Source organism: Brevibacillus sp. NSP2.1, from assembly GCF_000470975.2.
Classification (GTDB): domain Bacteria; phylum Bacillota; class Bacilli; order Brevibacillales; family Brevibacillaceae; genus Brevibacillus; species Brevibacillus agri.
Genome location: NZ_CP048274.1, coordinates 1,603,940 through 1,625,625, shown reverse-complemented (window position 1 = coordinate 1,625,625; position 21,686 = coordinate 1,603,940). Strand labels below are relative to the sequence as shown.

At 57.1% G+C, this 21,686-nt stretch carries 22 protein-coding genes; 1 reads left to right on the top strand and 21 read right to left on the bottom strand.

All coding sequences use genetic code 11. The annotated features are described in order from the left end of the window. Positions 1-255: 255 nt before the first annotated feature. The 5 genes from M655_RS07945 to M655_RS07930 form a co-directional block, all read right to left on the bottom strand. The gene (locus M655_RS07945; RefSeq protein WP_129552221.1) at positions 256-1,119 is read right to left on the bottom strand and encodes an IS4 family transposase; all 864 of its coding nucleotides are present in this window, start codon (positions 1,117-1,119) and stop codon (positions 256-258) included. Positions 1,120-1,127: 8 nt separating this feature from the next. Then, on the bottom strand, positions 1,128-1,400 hold the full coding sequence (locus M655_RS28040; protein ID WP_353505625.1) for a DUF4372 domain-containing protein: 273 nt from the start codon (positions 1,398-1,400) through the stop codon (positions 1,128-1,130). A gap of 132 nt (positions 1,401-1,532) precedes the next feature. Next, a complete protein-coding gene (locus tag M655_RS07940) occupies positions 1,533-2,981 on the bottom strand; it encodes a helix-turn-helix domain-containing protein (protein ID WP_286085987.1) in 1,449 nt (482 codons plus the stop codon). A 94-nt stretch (positions 2,982-3,075) separates the two neighbouring features. Beyond that, positions 3,076-3,639, bottom strand: coding sequence for a signal peptidase I (gene lepB / locus M655_RS07935; protein ID WP_005828450.1), 564 nt, complete (start codon positions 3,637-3,639; stop codon positions 3,076-3,078). Between the two features lie 146 nt (positions 3,640-3,785). Then, positions 3,786-4,490 (bottom strand): sigma 54-interacting transcriptional regulator, encoded by a 705-nt coding sequence (locus M655_RS07930; RefSeq protein ID WP_007783101.1) that lies wholly within the window; start codon positions 4,488-4,490, stop codon positions 3,786-3,788. On the opposite strand from M655_RS07930, the gene M655_RS07925 reads away from it, so the two are divergent. Next, entirely contained in the window at positions 4,428-4,721 is a 294-nt protein-coding gene (locus M655_RS07925; protein WP_286086042.1) for a hypothetical protein, read from the top strand. The genes M655_RS07930 and M655_RS07925 overlap by 63 nt on opposite strands. Positions 4,722-4,807: 86 nt before the next feature. On the opposite strand, the gene M655_RS07920 is transcribed toward M655_RS07925, so the two are convergent. The 16 genes from M655_RS07920 to M655_RS07845 all read right to left on the bottom strand — a co-directional run bounded on the left by M655_RS07920 (position 4,808) and on the right by M655_RS07845 (position 21,651). Continuing rightward, complete coding sequence (locus M655_RS07920; RefSeq protein ID WP_286085986.1) at positions 4,808-5,644, bottom strand: putative RNA methyltransferase; 837 nt, start codon at positions 5,642-5,644, stop codon at positions 4,808-4,810. A gap of 241 nt (positions 5,645-5,885) precedes the next feature. Continuing rightward, entirely contained in the window at positions 5,886-6,869 is a 984-nt protein-coding gene (locus M655_RS07915) for an ATP-grasp domain-containing protein (RefSeq protein ID WP_026557863.1), read from the bottom strand. Further along, a complete protein-coding gene (locus M655_RS07910; RefSeq protein ID WP_026557862.1) occupies positions 6,866-8,146 on the bottom strand; it encodes a type III PLP-dependent enzyme domain-containing protein in 1,281 nt (426 codons plus the stop codon). Before M655_RS07910 ends, M655_RS07915 begins: the two co-directional genes overlap by 4 nt. Continuing rightward, on the bottom strand, positions 8,133-9,317 hold the full coding sequence (locus tag M655_RS07905; protein ID WP_026557861.1) for a DegT/DnrJ/EryC1/StrS family aminotransferase: 1,185 nt from the start codon (positions 9,315-9,317) through the stop codon (positions 8,133-8,135). The genes M655_RS07910 and M655_RS07905 overlap by 14 nt, the downstream gene beginning before the upstream one ends. A 2-nt stretch (positions 9,318-9,319) precedes the next feature. Then, positions 9,320-10,348, bottom strand: a complete 1,029-nt coding sequence (locus M655_RS07900; RefSeq protein WP_007783095.1) for a GNAT family N-acetyltransferase — start codon at positions 10,346-10,348, stop codon at positions 9,320-9,322. Beyond that, positions 10,317-10,964: a sugar transferase gene (locus M655_RS07895; RefSeq protein ID WP_005828437.1), complete on the bottom strand. Its 648-nt coding sequence runs from the start codon at positions 10,962-10,964 to the stop codon at positions 10,317-10,319. The genes M655_RS07900 and M655_RS07895 overlap by 32 nt, the downstream gene beginning before the upstream one ends. Then, positions 10,948-11,961 (bottom strand): polysaccharide deacetylase family protein, encoded by a 1,014-nt coding sequence (locus tag M655_RS07890; protein WP_026557860.1) that lies wholly within the window; start codon positions 11,959-11,961, stop codon positions 10,948-10,950. The genes M655_RS07895 and M655_RS07890 overlap by 17 nt, the downstream gene beginning before the upstream one ends. After that, positions 11,927-13,153 (bottom strand): glycosyltransferase family 4 protein, encoded by a 1,227-nt coding sequence (locus M655_RS07885; RefSeq protein WP_026557859.1) that lies wholly within the window; start codon positions 13,151-13,153, stop codon positions 11,927-11,929. Before M655_RS07885 ends, M655_RS07890 begins: the two co-directional genes overlap by 35 nt. Further along, positions 13,122-14,321 (bottom strand): O-antigen ligase family protein, encoded by a 1,200-nt coding sequence (locus tag M655_RS07880; RefSeq protein WP_035423072.1) that lies wholly within the window; start codon positions 14,319-14,321, stop codon positions 13,122-13,124. The genes M655_RS07885 and M655_RS07880 overlap by 32 nt, the downstream gene beginning before the upstream one ends. A 2-nt stretch (positions 14,322-14,323) precedes the next feature. Further along, entirely contained in the window at positions 14,324-15,040 is a 717-nt protein-coding gene (locus M655_RS07875; RefSeq protein ID WP_007783087.1) for a phosphocholine cytidylyltransferase family protein, read from the bottom strand. After that, entirely contained in the window at positions 15,037-15,813 is a 777-nt protein-coding gene (locus M655_RS07870; RefSeq protein ID WP_035423069.1) for a CDP-alcohol phosphatidyltransferase family protein, read from the bottom strand. Before M655_RS07870 ends, M655_RS07875 begins: the two co-directional genes overlap by 4 nt. Next, entirely contained in the window at positions 15,810-17,231 is a 1,422-nt protein-coding gene (locus M655_RS07865; protein WP_005828426.1) for a flippase, read from the bottom strand. Before M655_RS07865 ends, M655_RS07870 begins: the two co-directional genes overlap by 4 nt. A gap of 30 nt (positions 17,232-17,261) precedes the next feature. After that, a complete protein-coding gene (locus M655_RS07860) occupies positions 17,262-17,951 on the bottom strand; it encodes a CpsD/CapB family tyrosine-protein kinase (protein WP_005828424.1) in 690 nt (229 codons plus the stop codon). Continuing rightward, positions 17,932-18,684, bottom strand: a complete 753-nt coding sequence (locus tag M655_RS07855; RefSeq protein ID WP_005828422.1) for a YveK family protein — start codon at positions 18,682-18,684, stop codon at positions 17,932-17,934. Before M655_RS07855 ends, M655_RS07860 begins: the two co-directional genes overlap by 20 nt. Beyond that, a complete protein-coding gene (locus M655_RS07850; protein ID WP_026557857.1) occupies positions 18,677-19,747 on the bottom strand; it encodes an LCP family glycopolymer transferase in 1,071 nt (356 codons plus the stop codon). The genes M655_RS07855 and M655_RS07850 overlap by 8 nt, the downstream gene beginning before the upstream one ends. 5 nt (positions 19,748-19,752) lie before the next feature. Continuing rightward, positions 19,753-21,651 (bottom strand): polysaccharide biosynthesis protein, encoded by a 1,899-nt coding sequence (locus M655_RS07845; RefSeq protein WP_026557856.1) that lies wholly within the window; start codon positions 21,649-21,651, stop codon positions 19,753-19,755. Positions 21,652-21,686 lie beyond the last annotated feature (35 nt).

Sequence of the window (21,686 nt, the reverse complement as noted above, 5' to 3'; positions counted from 1 at the left end):
ATTTTCGAAAAATCTCTCTTTTCTTTCGATTTCTATCTTTTCTTTTGATTTCGTAACAAACGTGGGGTTGTACCCGTCTTTTCCTTAAAAATTTTCATTAGCGTTGCATAAAAAATGAATCCATCTATTGTCAAATTATTCTGAATGACATTTTCAACTTCACAACCAAAAACGAGAACAGCCAAGCAAAAGGTAGCCACTATCCATTTGGTAGTTTTATACATTTATTACAACATCGACAACAACAAACAACACTTACTTCCTTTTCTGTCGCCCTCTGGATGTTCGTTTGGATTGGTAATCCATTCTGCCTATCCATTGTTCAAAGGTCTGCCAGAGAAACACTTTGAGCCATCTACTGATTTGCAGCAGACTGTGCTGACTGTTTCTTTCCAGCTTTACAAGAAGCAACAAGCAGTAAGCAATGAGAGCGAGAAAAACTTGATTCCAGACCGCATTTTCACTTGTTCCATAGAACGTCTTGATCTTTGCGTGTTGTTTCATCCATTTGAAAAACAGTTCTATTTGCCAGCGCCAACGGTAGATGTCGCTCAATTCTTCTGCTTCTAAGTCGAACCGATTGGTGATGATTCGAATACGATTTCCTTTCGAATCATGCGTTTCAATCAGTCGTAACACATTATCCACCCGTTTTTGTGGCGTTCCAAGAAGGATCATGGAGTCAGATAAAACGGAGCTTTCTGGTGGTACTTTGAAAGTATACAAATGACGAGTTTCCGCGTTATCCTTGAGACGTGAAGCAAAAAAGATGCCCTGATCGGTATACTCATCGAACTTTTCATAATCCACGTACCCTCGATCAAAGACGTACATGGCTCCGATCTCATCAATCAGCGACTCCATTTGGGTGCGGTCATTGGATTTGGCACAAGTTAGGGAAATCTTTTCAGGATAGACATCCTCCTGGCTTGCGAAAACGAGACGAAGATGAATTTTGATTCCTGCCTTTGTTTCGCGAAAGGTTGCCCACTTATACTTTTGCAAACATAATCCAATTGTAGTGGAATCAATGATCTTTATGTGTTTTCGAAGAGAGCAGGCTTTTCCAGAAACGCGTTGAATTTGCTGGACAAGGTCGACAAAAACTTCTTCAAGCAAAGCAGGTTCTACCCGATTGTTTTTCGACTAAGCTGTGCGGGGCTGATCGATGACAGTCCTAATTCTTGCTGAAATTTCTTTGATAGAACATCGTCAGCAATGGCTCGAAGCCCTTCGCGTTGCTGAAGTTGGGCATGTAAAAATAGGAGAAGATACGCTTTTGTCGTCAGCTTCTTCACGTACTTGTCTTGATCCGTTTCGTCAATTCGTTGTTGAAGTTTCATAATATTGATGGGTGCAACCCATTTACCAAATGAAGAAAATAGGGTATTCTTGTCCATGAGCTATCCTTTGCGTTGGATTTGGACAGGAACTACCTGACCTTTCCAGTGTAAAGGATTTTTTTGTTCCCTAGACAACCAAATACCAAAGATTATGTGTATTTTGAATGATGGGAAAAGATTAATGCAACGCTAGTGAAAAATTTTACTAAAGTAATTGGCGTTGACGAACCCGCTGCGCTCCGCCACCTCCTGCACGGACAGAGCCGTTTCCAGCAGCAGCCGCTGCGCTTCCTTCACGCGCATCGCCGTCAAAACCTGCCGGAAGGAGCTGCCCTGCTTTTGCGCAAACAGCGTGCTGAAGTAAGCCGGACTGCGGTCGACGTGCCGGGCGACATCCTCCAGCCGCAGAGCCGGGTCGGTATAGCGCCCTTCCATGTAGCGCATAGCCTGCTCGATCACGTCTGCCCTGCCCTCGTCGCTGCGGTCGTTTGCGGTATCGAGCAGTTGGTTGATAAACAAAAGCAGCTCGGTTACGATGCGATACAAAATCGGCGCGTACAAAATCGTCTCGAATACGCGGTGGTACCCCTCTTCCAGAGAGGCGCTGTCCAGCCCGTGCGACTTCATGTAGCGCCTCACCTGGGCCAAAATGCTCGTCAACCGAATGCGCAACAGTCCCGGCTCGGGATACGGCTCGTCCTTGTAAAAAAAATGCGCGTACAGCCACTGCTTGAGCTGCTCGCGATTGCCGCTGTGCAGCATGTCGATCCACGCCCGCTGCTCGGCTGGCGTCAGGAACGGATCAAGCATCGTCCAGTTGACCTTTCCGTCGACCATGCTCACCTGCCGATAGCCTTTGAAAAAGCGCAGTTGCAACGCCTGGCTCGCCTGCTCGTATTTTTGCTGCAAGCTCTGTCCGGCGTCTTCCGCCTTGTAAATGACGAGAAACAGCGGGGCGTCGCTCGTCGCCTCCCAGTCCATCAGCAACCGCTTGCCAAACTGGTGCCACTGCGGCCAGGCAAGCGCCGTCTCCGCGGGAAAGACGGCGACAATCGCGTCACCTGTCGGCAGCAGCACTGGCTCGTCGCGAAACGGATAGTCCGCGAAAAAACGCAACAGCTCCGGGTGTCTTTTCGCGTCTTCCAACTGCGCGAGCATGACCGTATGTCCGCCGAGCGGCGACTGCCCCGGCAAAAACAAGTCGCGGTACGAAATCTCCCCGCGCCGTCCCTGGATGCTCCCGGCCCCCTGGTCGATGCGCGCGTCCCCTGCCCGCTCCTGACAAGAGCGCGTCAGCACGCGGCGGATGTACTCCGGGGTTTGCGGCTTCAGCCACAGGTCGCGCGCAGACAGCTCGATGCCTTGCATCGCCCGCTCGAACGTCGCTTCCGAGGTGGTGACGAGCACCGTCGGCCGATACTGGGCAACCAGCAGCTTCAGGCGCTCCCAGTGCGCCTTGTCGATCATGTCCAGCTCGATGTAGACGACCTCGGGAGTATGCGATTCCATCGCCTGAAACAGCTCTGCCGTCGTCCCTGCGCTGTGCACCTTGTCGTACGGGATGGCGCAGCTTGAGACGAGCCAACTGAGCCCTGCCCGCTCTGTCGGGTCCCTGTCCGCAATCAGCAAACTGGGCATTTGCAGCACTCCTTTCCCCGCTTTGTCCAAAAAATGCGACAGCTCTTTTGGCAAACAAAGGTTGCCCTCTCGCGGACAACCTTTGCTCCTTGCTCTATTCTTGTGTCTTAAACGGGTTTTCGATCATCGTGCCCATGATGTGGTCGAGCGGAATAAAGCCGATGTCCCGGGAATCCGTGCTGTGGTTGCGGTTGTCTCCCATGACGAAAATGTGGTCTGCGGGCACCTTCCATTTGCCGTCAGCCACGTACTGCATCGTCTCCTTGATATACGGCTCCTCGAGCGCTTCGCCGTTGCGGTACACCTGGTTGTTTTTGAACTCCAGCACGTCGCCCGGTCTGCCGATGACGCGTTTGACGTACATCGAATGGTCTTCTGCCGTGCCCGTCAACAGCGCCACCAACGGATGGCTGAGGACATCGTCCAAAAAGGACCGCTCGCGCTCCACGCGGCTGTCGATGACCACGATTTCGCCGTAGTCCGGCAAGTACGAAAACGTATGCGGCAGCTTGGACACGTATATGCGCTGCTGATCCTGCAAGGTCGGGTCCATGGAATGACCGTCAACCTTGTAAGGCTGAAACACGAAGATTCCAAGGACCAGGGCGAAAACGACTGCAAAAGCAATCGAACGAATCCATCCCATGATCTCTTTCATTGTGCAATGCCACTCCTCTCTTGCTTCTTCGTTCCCCCTGCTCTCTACCCACCATCATACCATAAAATGCGGCCAATCCAAAAAGCCGGTCCCCTCCTGGGCCGGCTGTGCCGCAAAACGAGACGACAGCAAGAGCGCCGGGCGAATCAGGACAGCCCGTACTCCCGCACTTTTCGAAACAGCGTAGCCCGACTGATGCCAAGCAGCGCCGCCGCCTCCTCTTTGCGGCCGTTTCGCTGCCGCACCTCCTGCATCGCTCGGGCGATCGCGGAGCGCTCCAGCTCTTTGAGCGTGACGATTTGCTTTTGCCCGGCCCCACCACCGTTTTCCGTCCACGCCTTCTCAGTGGCCGCAGCCGCCTGCAACTGCATCATCTGAGCGGGCAAGCTTCCGACCTGCACCCAGGCCGTCGCCTCCATATTGACGGCGTACCCGATCACGTTGGCCAATTCGCGGACATTGCCCGGCCAGTCGTGGCAAAAGAGCAAAGACCGTGTGTCCTGGGAAAAACCGCAGATCGCTTTGCCCAGCTTTTTCGCGTACGTCGCCAAAAAGTCGTTTGCCAACGGCAAAATATCCTCCCGGCGCTCGCGCAAGGAGGGCAAGCGGATCGGGATGACGTGCAGACGGTAGTACAAATCGAGGCGAAACAGCCCGGCCGCGACCCGCTCCTGCAAATCGAGATGGGTCGCCGCGATAATTCGCGCTTCGACCGGAACCGTTTTGCCGCTGCTCCCGAGCCGCTGCAGCTCTTTTTCCTGCAGCACCCGCAACAGCTTGCCCTGCAAATGCAAAGGCAAGTCCCCGATCTCGTCCAAAAACAGCGTTCCTTTGCCTGCCGCTTCGAACACGCCGGGCTGCCGCCGGAAATCGCCGCAAACGCATCGCCCGTTTCAGCAGCCGTCACCCGTCTCGCCATCTCGACGACCTCCTGCACATCGTCCAGCGTGACGACCCATTCCTTGATCGTGTCGTCCAGTTGGATCGGGCGAATGGCGAACAAAAACGGCTTGGGTACGCCGCCCACCGCCAGGAAGACCGCTTACGAATCATTCATGGAAGCTCTGTCGCACTTGTCTTGACAATTCGTCCTATAAAAAAACGCCGTCTCGTTCACTTTCTCCCAACAAGAACCGTAAACTCGACAGAAATCTCTCCGCCCTCCAGCTCATGCGCCTTTGCCAGTTGCTCTGGCTCGGCCCCCCCACGTCAGCGGCGTCATCTGGATCAGCGCCGCCAGGCTCGGCTGATCCAGCCGAAACGAATACGCCACCCGCTCGCAGTCGATCAGCGAAAAGCTGGCGGCGAAGCGCTGGATCGTCGCTGCATTGGAATACGTCCGGTTGCCCGGCTGCACATAAAGACACTCGCGCAGCTCCCGCAAATATCGCTCGCCCGGCACGACCTTGATGACGAGCCCGTCTTTTTTCAGCATTCGCGCAAACTCCCGCGTATTGGACGGCGACAGCACGTTGAGGATGGCCGCAAAGCGATTGTCGGCAAACGGAGCATTGGCCAGATCGCCGACGCACCAGATCAGCTCGGGGTGCGCCTTGGCCGCGAGGGCGATTCCCGCTTTGGACAGATCGACACCCGCGCCGACGAACGCGACTGGCTGCCGCGCTTTCACCTCTTCGCGAATGCGAGCCAGATGCGAGCCTTCGCCGCACCCGGCATCCAGCACGGACAACGGCTCGCCGCTCGTCGCTGCGTACTCGGCGAGCTTTTCACTGACGGCGGCGTGCAGCGGTGAAAAAAAGCCTTTCTCGGAAATGGTTCTTCTCGCCAAAAACATTTCTTGCTCGTACTTCGATCGGTAGCCCGCATTCGCCAGGTGCACATAGCCGTGTCTCGACACGTCGAAGCAATGGCGATTGGCGCATGCAAGGCTGGCTGTATTAGCTGTATGGATGAGCGTCAGCGCCCCGTGGCAAACCGGGCATCTAAGCATCCCGCTATGCCGGGCCAGCAGTTCGGCCTGCCGCTCTTTTCTGGTTGGAAGCATAAAAAAAAGCACCCCATTCATTCGTAATCGGTGAATGAAAAAAGGCACAGTCAAATAAACCCCGGCTCTCCTTTGGAAAAAACGAGCGGGATCAGGCTAGACTGTACCTTTTCTTACCGATAACGCATGAATTGGGGGCTCATACTCATAGTGGACGACACTCCTGTCAAAATCTTCACGGGGGCATGTCACCCCCGTATCTTTCATTATACAACAGATCGCCCAAGGTCGGCGCGCTTTTTTACATCCCCTCCCCCGTCAGCCGACTGCTGTGGACGAGAATGACCTGATCGTATTTCAGCATGATCGTCCCTGCTTCGTAGTCGCCGATGTTCGGCTTGCTCGCCTCTTTTCGCAAATTGCGGAACAGGGCGGCGACGGCGTTTACGCCGCTTTCATGCGCATGGGGATAGCCGCCGCCAAAGCGCGGATTGATCTCGGAGATCGCGTACTGGTCCCCGAGCAAAAAGCAGTCGATGTCGAACGGCCCGCGAAGCGGCAAGACGGAGACGAGCGACGTCACCAACGACGTCAGCCGCTCGTCCCGGATCGCCAGCGAGCGGTCTGTCTCGCCTGCCCGCATGCGCATTTTTTTGCGCGTAAACAGCGTCGTCAGCTCGCCCGTGACGAGATCGGCGTAGCCGTCCACGCCGTATTCCTCCGCCTGCAAAAACGGCTGGACAATCAGCTCATCCTTCTTATGAGCGAACGCGGCAAGCTCCGCCTCTTTTTCCATACGGACAAGGCCGAGGCTGGCGCTGCCCTTGCGCGGCTTCGCCAATAACGGATAGGTCAGTTCTCCGCAGGCAAGCGCTGCTCGCGCCTCTTCCAGCGTATAAGTAGGCACGCATGGAAGCCCGTGGGCGCGCAAAAAATCGCAGGTCCCCTTTTTGTCGAGACACAGGTTCACCGCATCCAGCCCGGAGACGACGGCCTGCACGCCCAGCCGCGAAAACCGCTCGGCATGGGCGGCGAGCACGCCAAGCTCGGGATCGATCAGGGAGAGCACCGCCTTGATGTCATAGCGCAGGCAAATTTCCTCCAGCGTCTGCACATACGCCGGGTCGTCGATGCGCGGGACGATCTGCCTGTGATGGGCGGCGAACAGCGCAGGAGCGGTCGGGTCGCAGTCCGCCGCGATTATTTTGCCCGCGCTGCCCCACTCCCGGACGAAATACTCGATCAGCTTGACCCTGCGGCCTACGCTCGTCAGCAGCACGTTCATCTACGCGTATCCTCCTGCTTGCCAGCCTGGAATTGAAATTCATAGAGCGACTCCGGGAAAAACTCCGCCAGCGTCTCTTTGCGCCTCGCGACGACGACATCGCGGCCTGCCTTGGCCAATACAGGCGGCCGCTCGCGAATAAACGGCGGATTGAACACGAGCGTGTACGCCCCTGTGTGCCCGAACACGAGAAAATCTCCCGGCTCCGGCACTTTGCCGCGAAAGCCTTGCAGCAAGTAGTCTTTTTCCATGCACGTATAGCCTACTACGTGGTACGTCCCTTCTCTTGCCTCGCTGCTTTGTGTCACGACGCTTACGGGAAGCTGGTACGCGTGCATGGTCGGCTTGATATTGTGGACACTGCCGTCTACAAGCACAAAGCGCTCGCCGCGGTTCTCCTTGACATCCACGACCTGGCAGACGAACTCGACCGCGTCGGCCACAAGCGAGATGCCCGGCTCCAGGATGAGCTGCGGCAGGCGAGTCGTTTCTGCCAGTTCGTCTTTGAGGACAGCGGTGATGGCGAGAGCGTAGTCGTCAAAGCTCGGAACGCCAACCATCCCGAACGTGGCAGGCAGTTCGCCGTAAAACCCGCCTCCGATGTCGATATATTCAAGCTGCTCGCCGAGATGCGCTTTGCCCAGTCGGCACAGCTCGCGGGCAATCTGCCGATACACCCCTACGCTACGGTTCGTGGAAAAATGCCCGTGCAAACCCGCGACCCGCACATTCGGCACGGCAGCCAGCAGCGTGAGCGCTTGGGCGAAGCGGCCGTTTTCCACGCAAAAGCCGAAGCGGCTCACACCGTAGCCGTTTTGCAGCGGACTGACGCCGCCGCGCGTCAAATCGAAATTGACGCGCAAGCCGATGCGAACCGTCTGTTCGGGATGCTGTCTCGCGTAGGTGAGCACAGGGGCAATCTCCGAAAACGAGTCGAGATTGACCAGGCTGCCCAGCTCCAAGGCGAGCCAGATGTCTTCCGCCGTCTTCAGCGGCCCGTTGAAAATGATCGCGGTCGGCTCGACGCCCAGCTTCAGCGCGAGATCGTACTCCAGCCTGGAGACGACCTCCGCCAGTGCCCCCAGCCGATGCAGGCATTGGCACGCATACGGCAAGTAGTTCGTCTTGTACGAGTAGCCGACGCTCACCTGTTCATACCGGCTGGAAAAGGCGCGGGAAAACCGCTCGTAATTGTCGCGAAGTCTGTTTGTATCGAGCAAAAAGAACGACGACTGACAACGCTCTCTCCACGCCGCAAGCTGCTCATAACTGTACATGGCCCAGCTCCTTTGCACGTCCTCGTCCTGACAGGCACTGTCTGATAGCCGCGATGACCCGCTCCTGCTGCTGTTCGCTCAGGCTCGAGCCGGAAGGAAGGCAGACGCCCCGCGCATACAGCTCATCGGAGACGCTCTGCTCTGGCAGATGCGGGTAATAGCGGCACCCGGCAAACAACGGCTGGCGGTGCATCGGCTTCCAGACCGGGCGCGCCTCGATGTTTGCCCGCTCCAACGCGTCGATCAGTTGCCCCGCCGTAACCTCTGCCTGCTGCGGATCTACCGTCAGCGCCGTCAGCCAGCGCGTCGCCCGCCCTGTCGGAGCCTCCGGCATGAACGCGATGCCGGGAAGCTGCCGTAGCTTTGCTTCATAGCGCTGGCAGACGCGCCGCCGTGCCGCAATGCGCTCCTCCAGCACCCGCAGTTGCCCTCTGCCGACTGCCGCGAGCAAATTGCTCAAGCGATAGTTGTAGCCCATCTGCTCATGCTCGTAGTGGCGGACCCGCTCGCGAGCCTGCGTCGCCCAAAAACGCGCCTGCTCCAACGCTTCACGATCATCCGAGACGAGCATCCCCCCGCCGGAGGTCGTAATGATTTTGTTCCCGTTGAACGAAAACGCAGCAAAATGCCCGAGCGAGCCGCTCATTCGCCCTTTGTAATCGGCCCCGAGCGATTCCGCCGCATCCTCCACGACCGTCACCTTGTACTCTTCGCACAGCGCAAGCAGCGGGCCCATGTCGGCGCTTTGCCCGTACAAATGGACGATCACGACCGCTTTGGGCAGCTTCTCCTGTCGGGCGGCTTCCCGCAACGCCCGCTCCAACGCGACTGGCGACATGTTCCAGGTCGCTTCCTCGGAATCGATGAAGACCGGAGTCGCCCCCAGGTACAAAATCGGGTTGGCGCTCGCCACAAACGTCAGGCTGGAGCAAAAAACGGTATCACCCGGCCCTACTCCCGCAAGCCTCAGCCCGAGATGGAGCGCCGCCGTGCCGGAAGAGACGGCAAGCGCCCCCTTCACGCCGACATAGCGGGCCAGCTCCTGCTCAAACGCGTCGACGTGTTCTCCGAGCGGCGCAATCCAGTTGGACGCAAACGCACTGGCGAGCAGCTCCAGTTCCTCTGTCCCCATGTGCGGCGGCGACAAAAAAATGCGTGAGTGTTCCCCCATCGTTACCCTCCCCATGCCCGGTAGGCTGGAAAAAAAGCTCCGGCCTCCGCGCGGTCTGCCTGTCTTTTTTCGCACAACACCCGGTAAGCTGCTTCATCGTGCACTCTTTTGCCCATCCAGTACGGAAAATGGTTCGTTTTGGAAAACGATGCCTTGAAGCGGAACAAGCCGTCCCCGTCGCGGTTGCCCCCGCCGAGCAGCAAATACTCCAGCCCGGCTTCCTTGGCCCGCTGAATCATCGCATCGAACAACAGATGGTTGATCCCGAGCGGCATGTCCGCCTTGTGCGAAGCCCCGAGCTGATAGTGGGCATAGCGGTTTCCACAGAGCATGATCGCGCCTGCGACAGCCATGTCCTCGTGCATGGCGAGCAGGAGGCGCGGCTTGCAGAGCGCGGTTTCCTGGAGCAGTCCTGCAAAAAATTCATTTTCATAGTAATAGGATGGGCCGGCAAAATTGCGCTCCATCGTCTCCCGGTACAGTTGCATAAACGCCCGCAAGCCGGCCTCGCCGCTCGCTTCCACGATGCTCACCTCGTTGGCGACCGCTTTTTTCATGTTGCGCCTGACGTTTTCGCTGTACTGCGCGCGAATTTGCGCGAGCGGCGGCCGGACATCGACGGCGACAGTCGTCCGCACCAGATCGAGCCGCATCTGCTCGCGAAACCGCTCGGCGTTTTTCTCCAGCGGATGAAAGCGCACCGTTTCCGTCACGTAGTTTTGGCTGCGGCAATAGGCGGAAAACTGTGCGGAAAACGACTCTGCCCCCGCTGTCTTCGGCCAAACATGCGGACCGCCGTAGCCGATGGAGACGATATCCGCATACCCCGGAAGCAGAGCGTCGAGGGAGCGGACCAGGTAAGGGTAAAAAATCTGGCAGCCCCCTTCGGAAAAAAACACCGCCTCCGGCACGCCCCCTTCCCTTTCGGCGTAGAGGCTCACGTATTCTTTTGCATAGGAAATGTCCACATGCTTGCATGGACGCAAATAAGCTGTCCAGTCATCCTGATTCGTAAGCACGATCAAACTCACGCATTTCCCTCCTAGCCAGCTCCGCCTGTTTGCTCCCGGTGAATTTTTCCATCGTGACGCAACCTTCGTGACTGATCCCCGTTTTTTGCAAAACCCGTTTGACCGTTAACAGCAAAATTTTCAAGTCGAGCCAAAAGCTGCGATTTTCCACGTACCAGACGTCCAGCTCGAATTTTTGTTCCCACGTGATCGCGTTTCTCCCGTTGACCTGCGCCCAACCCGTAATGCCTGGCAAAACCTCGTGCCGCTTCATCTGGCGGGGCGTGTAGAGTGGCAGGTATTCCATGAGTAGCGGCCTCGGGCCGACCAAGCTCAGTTCGCCCCGCAGCACATTCCACAACTGCGGCAGCTCATCCAGGCTGTACTTTCGCAACATCATGCCAAAAGGCGTCAGTCTTTGGGCATCCGGCAGCAATTGTCCGGACGCGTCGCACTGATTGGTCATGGTGCGAAATTTATAAATGGAAAAAGGCTTTCCGTATCGGCCCGGCCGCTCCTGGACAAACAAGACAGGAGCGCCGAGCTTGAAGCGAATCAAAATCGACAGCAGGAGCAGCAGAGGTGAAAAGACGAGCAACAGCGTCAAAGCTACCAAACGATCAAACAGACACTTCATGCCGCCCCTCCCTTTGCCTGCTCCAACTCGCAGCCGCCTCCTCCATGCTCAAACTTTGCATCCCGTACTCGCTGCGCAGCTTCGCATAATACTGCAGCAGCCGCTCCAACATCCGAAGGTTTTCCGTGAGGTGGCTGCCGAAGTTCTCCGGATGCCACCACAGATGGTACAGTCGGCGATTTTTGGCCGCAAAAAGCAGATCGCGCCGGAGCCTGCCCAGCCGGACGTTTTCCAGCCAGCGCAGCCGCGGCGAATACGGCCGCAAAAATCGGCTCGCCGGGACATCGACTAACCCTTCCTGGCTTGCGGAAAGCGGCTCGTACGCGTGATGCCCGCTCAGATTGACGTAGGCGTCGGCAAGGCGCAAAGCCCGTTTGAGCAAAGTGTCTTGCGCTCCCGGGCCCGCCTCGTACATCCACGACCGCTCGTTCCCGCGATACGCGGCGAACCCGTGCTGCTTGCAGACAGCCAGATAGGAGGACGCGAACTGATTGCGCGGAAAGACGATGCTGGTCGGGGCGTACCCTTTCTTGCGCGCCACTCTTTTGAAGGCGGCCAAATCTTCGGCAAACGTTTGGACGGTCTGTCCCGGCTCCAGGCAATAGTAGTGGGAGTGGGTATGGCTGCCGATGTACTGATGCGGGCAGGAGGAAATCAGCCGGATGAGGGATGGGGCGTAATGATACGGGTCCACCTGCTCGCGCGCGCCAAGCGCTCCCGACTGCACGTAGCGATAAGGCGACAGGTTCGGATCGGCGTAGTCCGGCAGCTCTTTTGGCAGCGTGCCGATCAGCTCCTCGCGCGTCTCGCAGAACAAGAAGCCTACCGTCGCCCAGGTGGCGTGAATCTCGTACTTGTTAAACAGCTCCAGAATCGCCGGGATCACCTGACGAGTCCCCTGCAGGTTCTTCTTGCTGTCAGCTAGCGTCCGCTTGTCGCGAACGCCCCAATACAGCTCAAAATCAAGGGATATGACCAATGCTCCTGTTTTGCCCAAGCCGTTCGTCAACCTCCTTTTCCGTGCGCGGCGGCTCTGTCTTGGCAGCGAGCAGCGCTGCAAACAGCTCGGCCTGCCTCGCGAGTACGTGTTGCTCGTTAAAATGCTCCTCCGCCAAATAGCGGCTGTTTTGTCCGTACGCTTCCCTCAGCCGCGCGTCGCAGGCGAGCTTTTTCAGCGCCTTGTACAAATGCTCGGACTGCTTCGGCTCCACCAAAATCCCGTTCACGCCGTCCGTCACCTCTTCGCGGCAGCCGCGAATGTTCGTGGCGACAATCGGCTTGCCCATCGCCATCGCTTCGATAATCGAGCGGGGCAACCCTTCGCGATGCGAAGGCAGGACGAAGATGTCGCTTGCGGCGAGCAGTTGCGGGATGTCCTGGCGAAAACCAGTCAGGACGATTTGCGGATGCTCGCGGCAATGCTCCCGTAGCGCCTTGCCGCGCTGGTCCCGTTCGCTGTCCGACACGTCCCCGACGAGCAACAGCCGCACGCGGCCCGACTCTCGCGCAAGCCTGGAAAAAGCGTCCAGCAGCTCGAAAATCCCTTTTTCGCCAACCATCCGCCCTACGTAGGCGATGACGAGATCGTCCGCGCCGATTCCAAGCGCCGAACGCACCTCCACCGCTTCCTCCGGCGACACCGCCTGCGGATGAAACCGCCGCTCGACATCTACCCCGTTGCCGAGATGCATGATTCGCTCCGGCGGCGAAAAGCCGTCCTGCACGCTCAGCTCGTAGTCCTCCCTGCTCTGCAATAGCAAATAGTCTGTCAAGTGCTTCGCGAACCACTTTTCCAGGGCGTAGTACAGCCGGTATTCGCCTCGGCTCATGCCGTCGTGAAAATAATAGCCGTGAGCCGTGTAGACGACCGGGCTGACTCCCGCGAGCCTCGCTGCCACCCGGCCCAGCACGGCCGCAACCGGAGTGTGGACGTGTACCGCGTCGTAGCGCTCCCGTTTCATCAGCCGATACAGCGCCAAAATGGAACGCAGGTTGGAGAGCGGCTCGATTTTTCGCTTGATCGCGATCGGCCAGAGGGTGAGGCCCTTGTCCCGCAACGCCTGAAAACGCCCGGTGTCTGTGCAAGCCGTATGCACTTCATGGCCTTCTTCCGCCAGCTTCTGGATGAGCGGCAGGAGCAGGCTTTCCACCGTTTGGTCAATGGCGCATATTTGCAAAATTTTCCCCATGCAGGTCACCGCCCTTTCTGATGGAGCCAGAGCTTATCCCGGCTGTCGCACAATAGAGCGCCAGCAATATCCAGAACAGCGTCTCCCGGATTCCGTTGTGCGTCAAACCGTACACGATTTGAAAAAACAGCGGATACCAGGAGTAGAGCCGATGACCGCGCACCCCGGCGTACAAGAGCAGGAAAAACAGCAGCGTGCCCACGAGGCCATACGAGAAAAACAGATTGGCGACCGTGGAGTGCAATTCGAGGGCGATGCTGCTTTCAAACCGCTCGTACTGCCCTTCGCCTGCCCCGAAAAACATGTACGCGGGATGGTTTGCGATCCGGTCGTAGCCTCTTGACGCCAGGTTGTCGTCGGAGTCCTCTCCCAACGTTTCCAGCCGCTCCTTGACTTGCGTGTACATCGTCGCCTCGTGCAGCACGTTTTCATTCGTGTACAAAGAGACGCAAAAAAGCAGAAAAAAGCAGGCGAGCACGCAGACGACGTTTTTCCAGAACAGCCCCGTCCGCTCCTTCGACGAGACGAACAGAAAGGCCACGTACATCAAGACCGCACTTACAATCGCCGCCTTGGACAAGGAAGCGGCGATCACGCTCAACGAGCAGCCGATGACCATAAACAAATAGATGGCTCGGACGGGAAAGAACCGCGCACAAAACAGGCAAATCCCCAGGCAGAGCAGGCCGAAGTACCCGAGCTGGTTCGGATTGTTGAAAAACAGCGACTGGCGGAAGTCATGCTCCCCAGGCGCCAGCCCGAGCAAGAGCGCAAGCGTCTGGACCGCGAGCGAGCAAGCGACGGACCAGAACAGCCACTGCGCATATGCGCGCGGCTCGAGCTGGCCCAAGACGACGACGGTCAGCAGGACGGCCCCGTTGTACCAGTACCATTTCGTGGACTCGAACACTTCCATGGCGCCGCCCAGCGCAATCGCCCACAGGCCGTTGACCAGCAAAATATCGTACAAAAACGCGAGCGTCAGCAGGACGAAAAACAAATACTTGCGCTGCAACTGGTTGACGCGAAACAAAAAGGTGTAGGCAATGAGCACCAGCATGATAAAATCCGCTATTTGCGGGTTGCCGCTCGGGAAGAGGTAGAAGGGCTTCAGCAGTACGTAGAGGAACAGAAGAACCTTGTCCAGCGAGAGCTTCACGTTGCCCATCCTCACATATGGGCCAGATGATTCGTGAAATGAAGAATGCGCTTGTAATCCCCCCATGTATCAACCTCTGCCCAAAACAGCCCCGGCGGAATTTGCGCCACATGCACGTCTCTTTCGCCCAAAAAGGAGTAAAGCACGTTCTCCCACCATAAATCGTGCTGCCGCTCCAGAATCAAACGTTGCAGACGCTCCAGGAACAGCGGCAAAAACTCCTGATGCAGCCGGGCGATGCCGATGTATTCGCCTGTCGTTTCTTCCAGAGGCAGCTCTTTTCCGTGCTTGTGCAGCAGGCCGTGTGCATAGCCGAATTTGTAATCGCCCTCTGCCCTGCGCGAAGGGTCCGCGAACATGACCGGACTTCTCGTCTCCTGCAACACGACGTCCAGCACTTTTTCTTCAAAATAAACATCCGCGTTGAGCAACAGACAGTCGCTGCCCGTGAGAAACTCGCGGGCGAACCAGAGCGAGGCGATACTGTTCGTGCGGTCGTAAAACGGATTGTGGAAAAAGCGAATGTTCTCGCTGCCGAGCAGACTGGTGATGACATGGGCGCGATACCCGACCACGATGGCGATCTCGTCGATTCCTTTTCGCTTCAGCTCCGAGATCGTATTCTCGATCAACGCCTTGTTCCCGATATCAACCGTGCACTTGGGACTTCCGTCAATTTGCCCGCTGATTCGCGAGCCGAGTCCCGCCGCCATGAGCAGAGCCTTCATTTACTTCCCCCTCCCTCTTGCCTCGATGCCGTGACGTATTTGACGTTCAGCTTCAGCTTGTAAAGCGCTCGGAGAAGTCCGATCAGCAGATGGTAGGCCGTCCACAAATCGAGAAACTGATGCTGGCCGCTAATTGCCCACATCACGGCTGCGATCAGCACCCCGCTCTGGAAGCCTGTCTGGGTGAGAAACAAAAAGACTCCGGCATCGACCCACTTGCTGCGCTTGCGCATGGAGACGGTTTCGTGCGAGATTTTCCCCTGGCCAAAGGCGAGATCCGAGCCATTCGTCGCCAAAATTTCCGTAAAAATCGTAAACAGGATCAAGTAGATCAAATAAGGCCCGAGCGTCGGCTGGCTTTTGGCGACCCCGTAGATCACCGCGAACGAAACGAGATACAGCGAGTAGTTCAGCCCGATATCCAGCCAGACGCCGCCCCTGCTGCTTTGGTTGTTCATGCGGGCGACTTCCCCGTCCACACAGTCAGCGAGATAGCACATCTGATAAAAAAAACAACCGATTAAAAAGGCAGCCGCCGATCCGTACATGAAGGCCGCAGCAGCGATCAGGCCGGCAGCGATTCCCGCAAGCGTGATGGCATTCGGCGAGACGCGCTGCTTTTTCGACAAAAACAGGCTCACGTAGATGGAAATGCGCCTGGAAAAGTAGTACGACCAAAATTCCTCGCGAACCCATGGCTTTTGCACCTGAATCCGGTATTTCCGAATCTTCTCGCTGTCCCAAAACATGCTCGGATACAAGTCTTCTTTCACCGTAAGCCACCTTCTTCATGACCTCGTCTTCGTAGCAAGACGGAATTTTTTTCAGAGAAGAACGGAATATACCACGTGCGAAACCCGAAATACCGATAAGCCCAATACGAAGCGCAAATGTCCCGGCAGCTTAAACTGATCGCAGTAGCGATGGCTGCTCCCGTAATGCCGAGCCAGGGGATCAGCAGGCCGTTTCCGCAAATGTTCAGCAAGGCGGAAAAAACGAGAATATTACGCGCCGTCTTCTGATGTCCTGTCATGGTCAAGAGCGGGATCACGCTGCCCGAGGAAAAGTTGATGAACTGTCCCAGACAGAGGATGACCAGGACGAGACTGCTTGCTGCGAACTCTTCGCCAAACAGCCCGAGCAGCGGCGCGGCGAAAATGGCGACGAGCAAATTGATCGGCGCAGACGCGAAGAAAATGAGCCGATTGGCAAACGCAATCATTTTCCTCAGCCCGTCCAGATCGCCGCGGGCGTAAATCTCCGAAAATTTCGGCGAAAGCATCGTGTTGATCGAAATGAGCGCGAAGCTCGTCACCATCGAGAGCCGAATGACGACACTGTACACCCCGACTGTCTCCGCGTCCGTAAAAATTCCGAGCATGATCGTGTCTGTCCAGCTCATCACCAGCTCCATGGAGGCGCTCAAATACATCGGAAGCGCCATCGTGCAAAGCGCGCGGAAGCTGATTGCCGGACCTGCCTCCTGCTCCAGCGGCTGTACGCCCGCCCGAAAGTCCCGGGACAAAACATGCCACTTCGCCATGCCGTACAGCGTGTTCAACATGACGGCTGCTGCGAGCAAGCCGATCAGAAGCTGCGAGGTCGGAGCGAACAAAGGCAGGGCGATAAGCAGAAACAGAAGGTGCAAAAAGCGCATGCCGACGGTGTCGACGATCACGGACGCGGTCACGCGGTGCAGCGCGCGAAAAGCCGAGGCGTACAGTCTGCCGAGCGAGACGAACGGCAGCATCCAGGCGATGACCCGCAGTGTCCCGGCTGGCAGCTCGCCTGCAAACACGTAGCGGGAGATGTGCTCCGCAAACAAGTAGAACAGCCCGGACAACAACAGCGAAGGCAGAAACGTCCAAAGCGCCACCTTGCCAAAAAGCTGCCGAATCTTTGCCAGCGCTCCTTGCGCGCGGTACTCGGCCAGCAGGCGGATAATCGCCGTGTCGGTGCCAAACAGCGCCAGCACCATCCCGATATTAAGCAGGGTGATCGCAAGCGAATAGACGCCCAGATTGCCCGCCCCGTACTCTCTTGCGATAAACAACTGCAGCGTATAGAGCAGGACGAACCCGAACAGCCGAAACAAAAACGTAATCGCAGAACCGTGCAGCACTTCGTGTACATCCCGGTTGCCGCGCACTTTGGCCAGTTGCTTGTGCCAGACTAACTTGAGGGCATTCATCGGCGCTAATCGCTCCCGTTTCTGACTCGACTATTCCATGTAGCCATAACCGTAGTAGCCTTCCCGCTTCCCCAGTTTTTTGTTGTTCAGCACGACTCCGAGCAGGTTGGCGCCAGCCGTTTTCAACTGCTCGACCGCGCGAACCGCCGGGTCCCGCTTCGTCTTGCTGGCATCGACCACGAGCACGCACCCGTCTGTTTCCCGGGCCAGCACCATCGCGTCACTCACGATCAGCGGAGGACTGTCCACGATCACCACGTCAAAATTGCTGCGCAGCCTCTCCAGCAACTCCAGCAGGCGCGGCGTTCCCAGAAGCTCCGCCGGACTGTGCGGAATCGGCCCCGCGGTGATGATGGACAGGTGGGGCACGCCGGAGTCCTGGACGATGTCGGAAAACTGGCACATGCCGCTCATATAGGAGCTGACCCCGTACAGATTCGGCATCTCAAACGTGAAGTGGATACGGGGATTGCGCAGGTCGAAATCGATCAGGACCGTCTTGCGCCGATCTTTTGCCATCATCAGCGACAGGTTGGCCGCCGTGACCGTCTTGCCTTCTGATGCGCCCGGACTGCTGACCAAAATCGTCTGCAGCTTCTGCCCTTGCGTGGAAAACAAAATGTTGAGCTTCAAGGTCCGGTAGCCTTCCACCAGCGGGGAGAGCGGCTCCCAGTGAGCGATCAGCTTTTGATAGCGATCGTCAGGCTTCTGCCTTCTCATACTCGCCTCTCACCTCCTCCACCCTTTTTTTCCGAAAATGCTTTTTCGACTTCTTGTCAATGACGGCAATCGTGGCGAGCACAGGCAGTCCCAAATACTCCTCCACTTCCTTTTCCGAGCGCAGCCGGGTATCGAGATGCTCCATGAAAAACACAACGCCGATGGAAGACGCCAGCCCGAGCACGAAGCCGATGATCGAGTTGAGCAGCGGCTTGGGACTGACGGGTTTGGCCGCCGGGTTATGGCGCGCCTCTGCGAGAATGTGCACGTTGTTCATGCTCAGCATTTTGACGACTTCTACCTGAAAGGTCGTGGCAATCGTATTGGCGATCAGCACGGCTCGCGCCTGATCGGGGTCTTCCACCGTAATGGAAATCACCTGCGAATCTTTGACAGGCTCTACTTTCGTGTGCAGCAAGAGCGCCTCCATGCTCGCCCCTTGTCCGAGCGATTCCACGACCCGCTCCATCACCCGCGGGCTTTCGATGATGACCCGGTACGTCTCGATCAGCTTCAGGTTGGAATCAATCTCGGCTACGGACAATACCCCTTCCGGATTCGAGTTCAAGGAGCGATTCACCAAAATTTCTGTCTTGGCCTGATAGATCGGCGTCAACAGAAAGACGCTGACGAGTGCCGTCCCGATCGTAAAAATAGAAGTAACCAGCAAGATCACGACCCAGCGTTTGGACAAGACCAGCAATATTTCCCGCAGATTCACGGTTTCATTCATTTTGCTCCCCCCTTCGCCCCTCCAGGCTGTCACTAGCTTGATTCGGCAGTTGACTGTGGGCCGGCTCCGCCAGCTTGCGAAAAGCGGACAGTCGCTCGATCAGCTTTTTTCGCTCTTCCGGGCTGACGATATAGTAGTAGATCCCGTTGATGAGCTGGCCCTTTCCTTCCATGCGGATCGTCTCCACGCTCGATACGGCTGTGCTGTAGTTCTGGACGAGCCTTTTCATGTCGGCAAACGTCATGTTCGTCTTCACGTATTTGGCCATCGTTTCCAGCACTCCGTTCAACGTGGCGGGAGACGCCAAAGCCGCCTTCTTTTGCATCAGCGCTTTCAAAATCAACTGCTGCCGCTCGTTTCTGCCGAGATCGCCGCGCGGGTCCTCGTAGCGCATGCGCGCATAGACGAGCGCCTGCTTGCCGTCCAACTGGATGGGGCCGAGCGGGAAGTGGTAGTCTGCGTAGGTGAAGGCGAGCTGGTTGTCTACCTCGACGCCGCCCAATGTATCAATAATCCCGGCAAAGCCTTCCATATTCGCTGCCACGACATAATCAACGGGAGTCGCGATGAATTGCTCCACCGTGTCCACTGCCTGCTGCAGCCCGCCAAAAGCGTAGGCGTGGTTGATTTTATCCATCGTCTTCGTCTGGGCCATCTGCGTGCGCGTATCGCGCGGGATGCTGACCAAAAGCGCCGACTTTGCCTGCGGATTGACCGTCAGCACGAGAATGACATCCGAGCGCCCCTTGTCGTTTTCCCGCTCGTCGATCCCGAGCAGCAGCACCGTGAACGGCTCCTGCGCTTCCGCTGGCACTGACTCCTGCTGCGGAAGCGAGGACTGCGCCTGCCTGTGCAACGGCTGCTGCCCAGACGATGCCGGGGGCGCGGAAGACGCCAGCGACTTTTGCGTCCGGATCGGGACGTACATGCTCTTCGCCGTCTCTTGCAGCGACACGTACACATATGCCCCGTACCCTCCCACGGCGAGCAGGCAAGCGATTCCTCCGAGCAGCAGCAGACGTCTCCACTTCTTTTTCCGTGCTGCCCTCTTCGTCCTCGTCATCTCCATCATCCTGTCGCTACCGAATACGGCACGGGCTTTGCCTCTTCTTTCGGCTGGGAGGAAGATTGATAATTAGGAATGATTCCTTGCAATATTTCGATGATCGTGGAAGCGTCCTCGATCATCCCGCCTTTTTTCGCAAGCTGCTCCAGGCGGGAAATGGCCGTCAACAGCTCGCTCCAGGAAAAGTCGAGCGGCTTGCCGATGAAAATTCGGTCGTGGCAAGTAGAGGTCAGCCCTTCTTCTGCGGTCAACAGTTCTTCATACAGCTTTTCGCCTGAACGGATTCCCGTGTACACAACCGGGATATCTTTTTCCGGCTCCAAACCTGCCAGGCGGATCAGGTCCATCGCCATATCGACAATCTTGACGGGCTTGCCCATGTCGAGCACGAAAATCTCTCCGCCGTGCGCCAGCGCTCCGGCCTGAATCACTAGCTGGGCCGCTTCGGGAATCGTCATGAAAAACCGTTCCATGTCCGGATGGGTGATCGTCACCGGACCGCCCGCCTGAATCTGATCGAGGAAAATCGGGACGACGCTGCCTCTGCTCCCGAGCACGTTGCCGAAGCGAACGGCAGCAAAGCGGGTATGCCCGAAACGGTTGTAGCCCTGGATCAGCATCTCGGCGATGCGCTTGGTGGCGCCCATCATAGAAGTCGGATTCACCGCCTTGTCGGTCGAGATCAGGATAAAATGCTTCGCTCCCGCTTCCAGCGCGCACTCCGCGACATTTTTCGTTCCCAACACATTGTTTTTCAACGCCTCGCTCGGGTTTTGCTCCATCAGCGGCACGTGCTTGTGGGCGGCCGCATGAAAAATGACGGACGGGCGGTACTCGCTCATGATCGCAGCTATTCGCTGCCGGTCGCGAATATCCGCAATCAGGCTGATCGTAGGCAGCTCGGGAAACAGCCGCCCCAGTTCCAGGCTGATTTCAAAAATGCCGTTTTCCTCATTCCCGAGCAAAAGCAGCTTCGCCGGGCCGAAGCGGGCGATCTGGCGGCATAGCTCCGAGCCGATCGAGCCCCCGGCCCCTGTGACGAGCACGACCTGCTGCCGCAAATAGCCGGTGATTTCCTCCAGGTTGATCTCCACTGGCTCGCGTCCCAGCAAATCCTCCAGCCTGACGTTGCGAATCATGTTCATGCTGATTTTGCCGCTGAGAATATCGGAGACGTGCGGCAAAATTTTGACGCTCGCTTTCGTCGTTTTGCAAATGTCAAAAATTTCGCGGATCGTCTGCCGGGAAGCGGACGGCATGGCGATGACGATATCCGAAATGGCCTGCCGCTGCACGATGCGGGGGATGTCCTCTCTTTTTCCGACGACGGGCAAGCCGTACACGCGCAAGTTTTGCTTGCTCGGCTCGTCATCAACGAACGCGATCGGCCGCTGCTCGGACAGAGGCGACCGCCTCATCTCGCGAGCGACCAGCACGCCTGCGCTGCCCGCTCCGACGATCAGTGTCCGCCTGCGGTCCTGGCTTCTTTTTTCCCGCTCCTCGTTCCACCACTTCCAGACGAAGCGCAAGCCCGTAATTCCCGCCAGCACGAACGTCCACGTAAGCAAAAACAGCGAGAGCGGAAAACGGACGGACAAAAACAGCCAATGTCCCACGTTGTTCAAAACGAAGCTGAGCGCAAGGATAGACAGGCTCGTCGCCTTGACAATCGAAACAAGCTCGTTTGCGCTGACGTAGCGGTAGACGGGACGGTACAACTCGGCCACGTGCATCCCCGCCAAAACGAACAGTACATGTCCGATTATCAGATACATCGGCTGATAATCGCCTATTTCCGCAAGTGAAAAATCAAATCGAACCAGGCAGGCCAGCCATACAGCTATACTGATAATTCCTGCGTCCGATAAGCTTAACCAGAATCTTCTCTTCCGGTAGCTCATATTCATCGCTCCAGGCTGTCTGCATTCGTTCATCG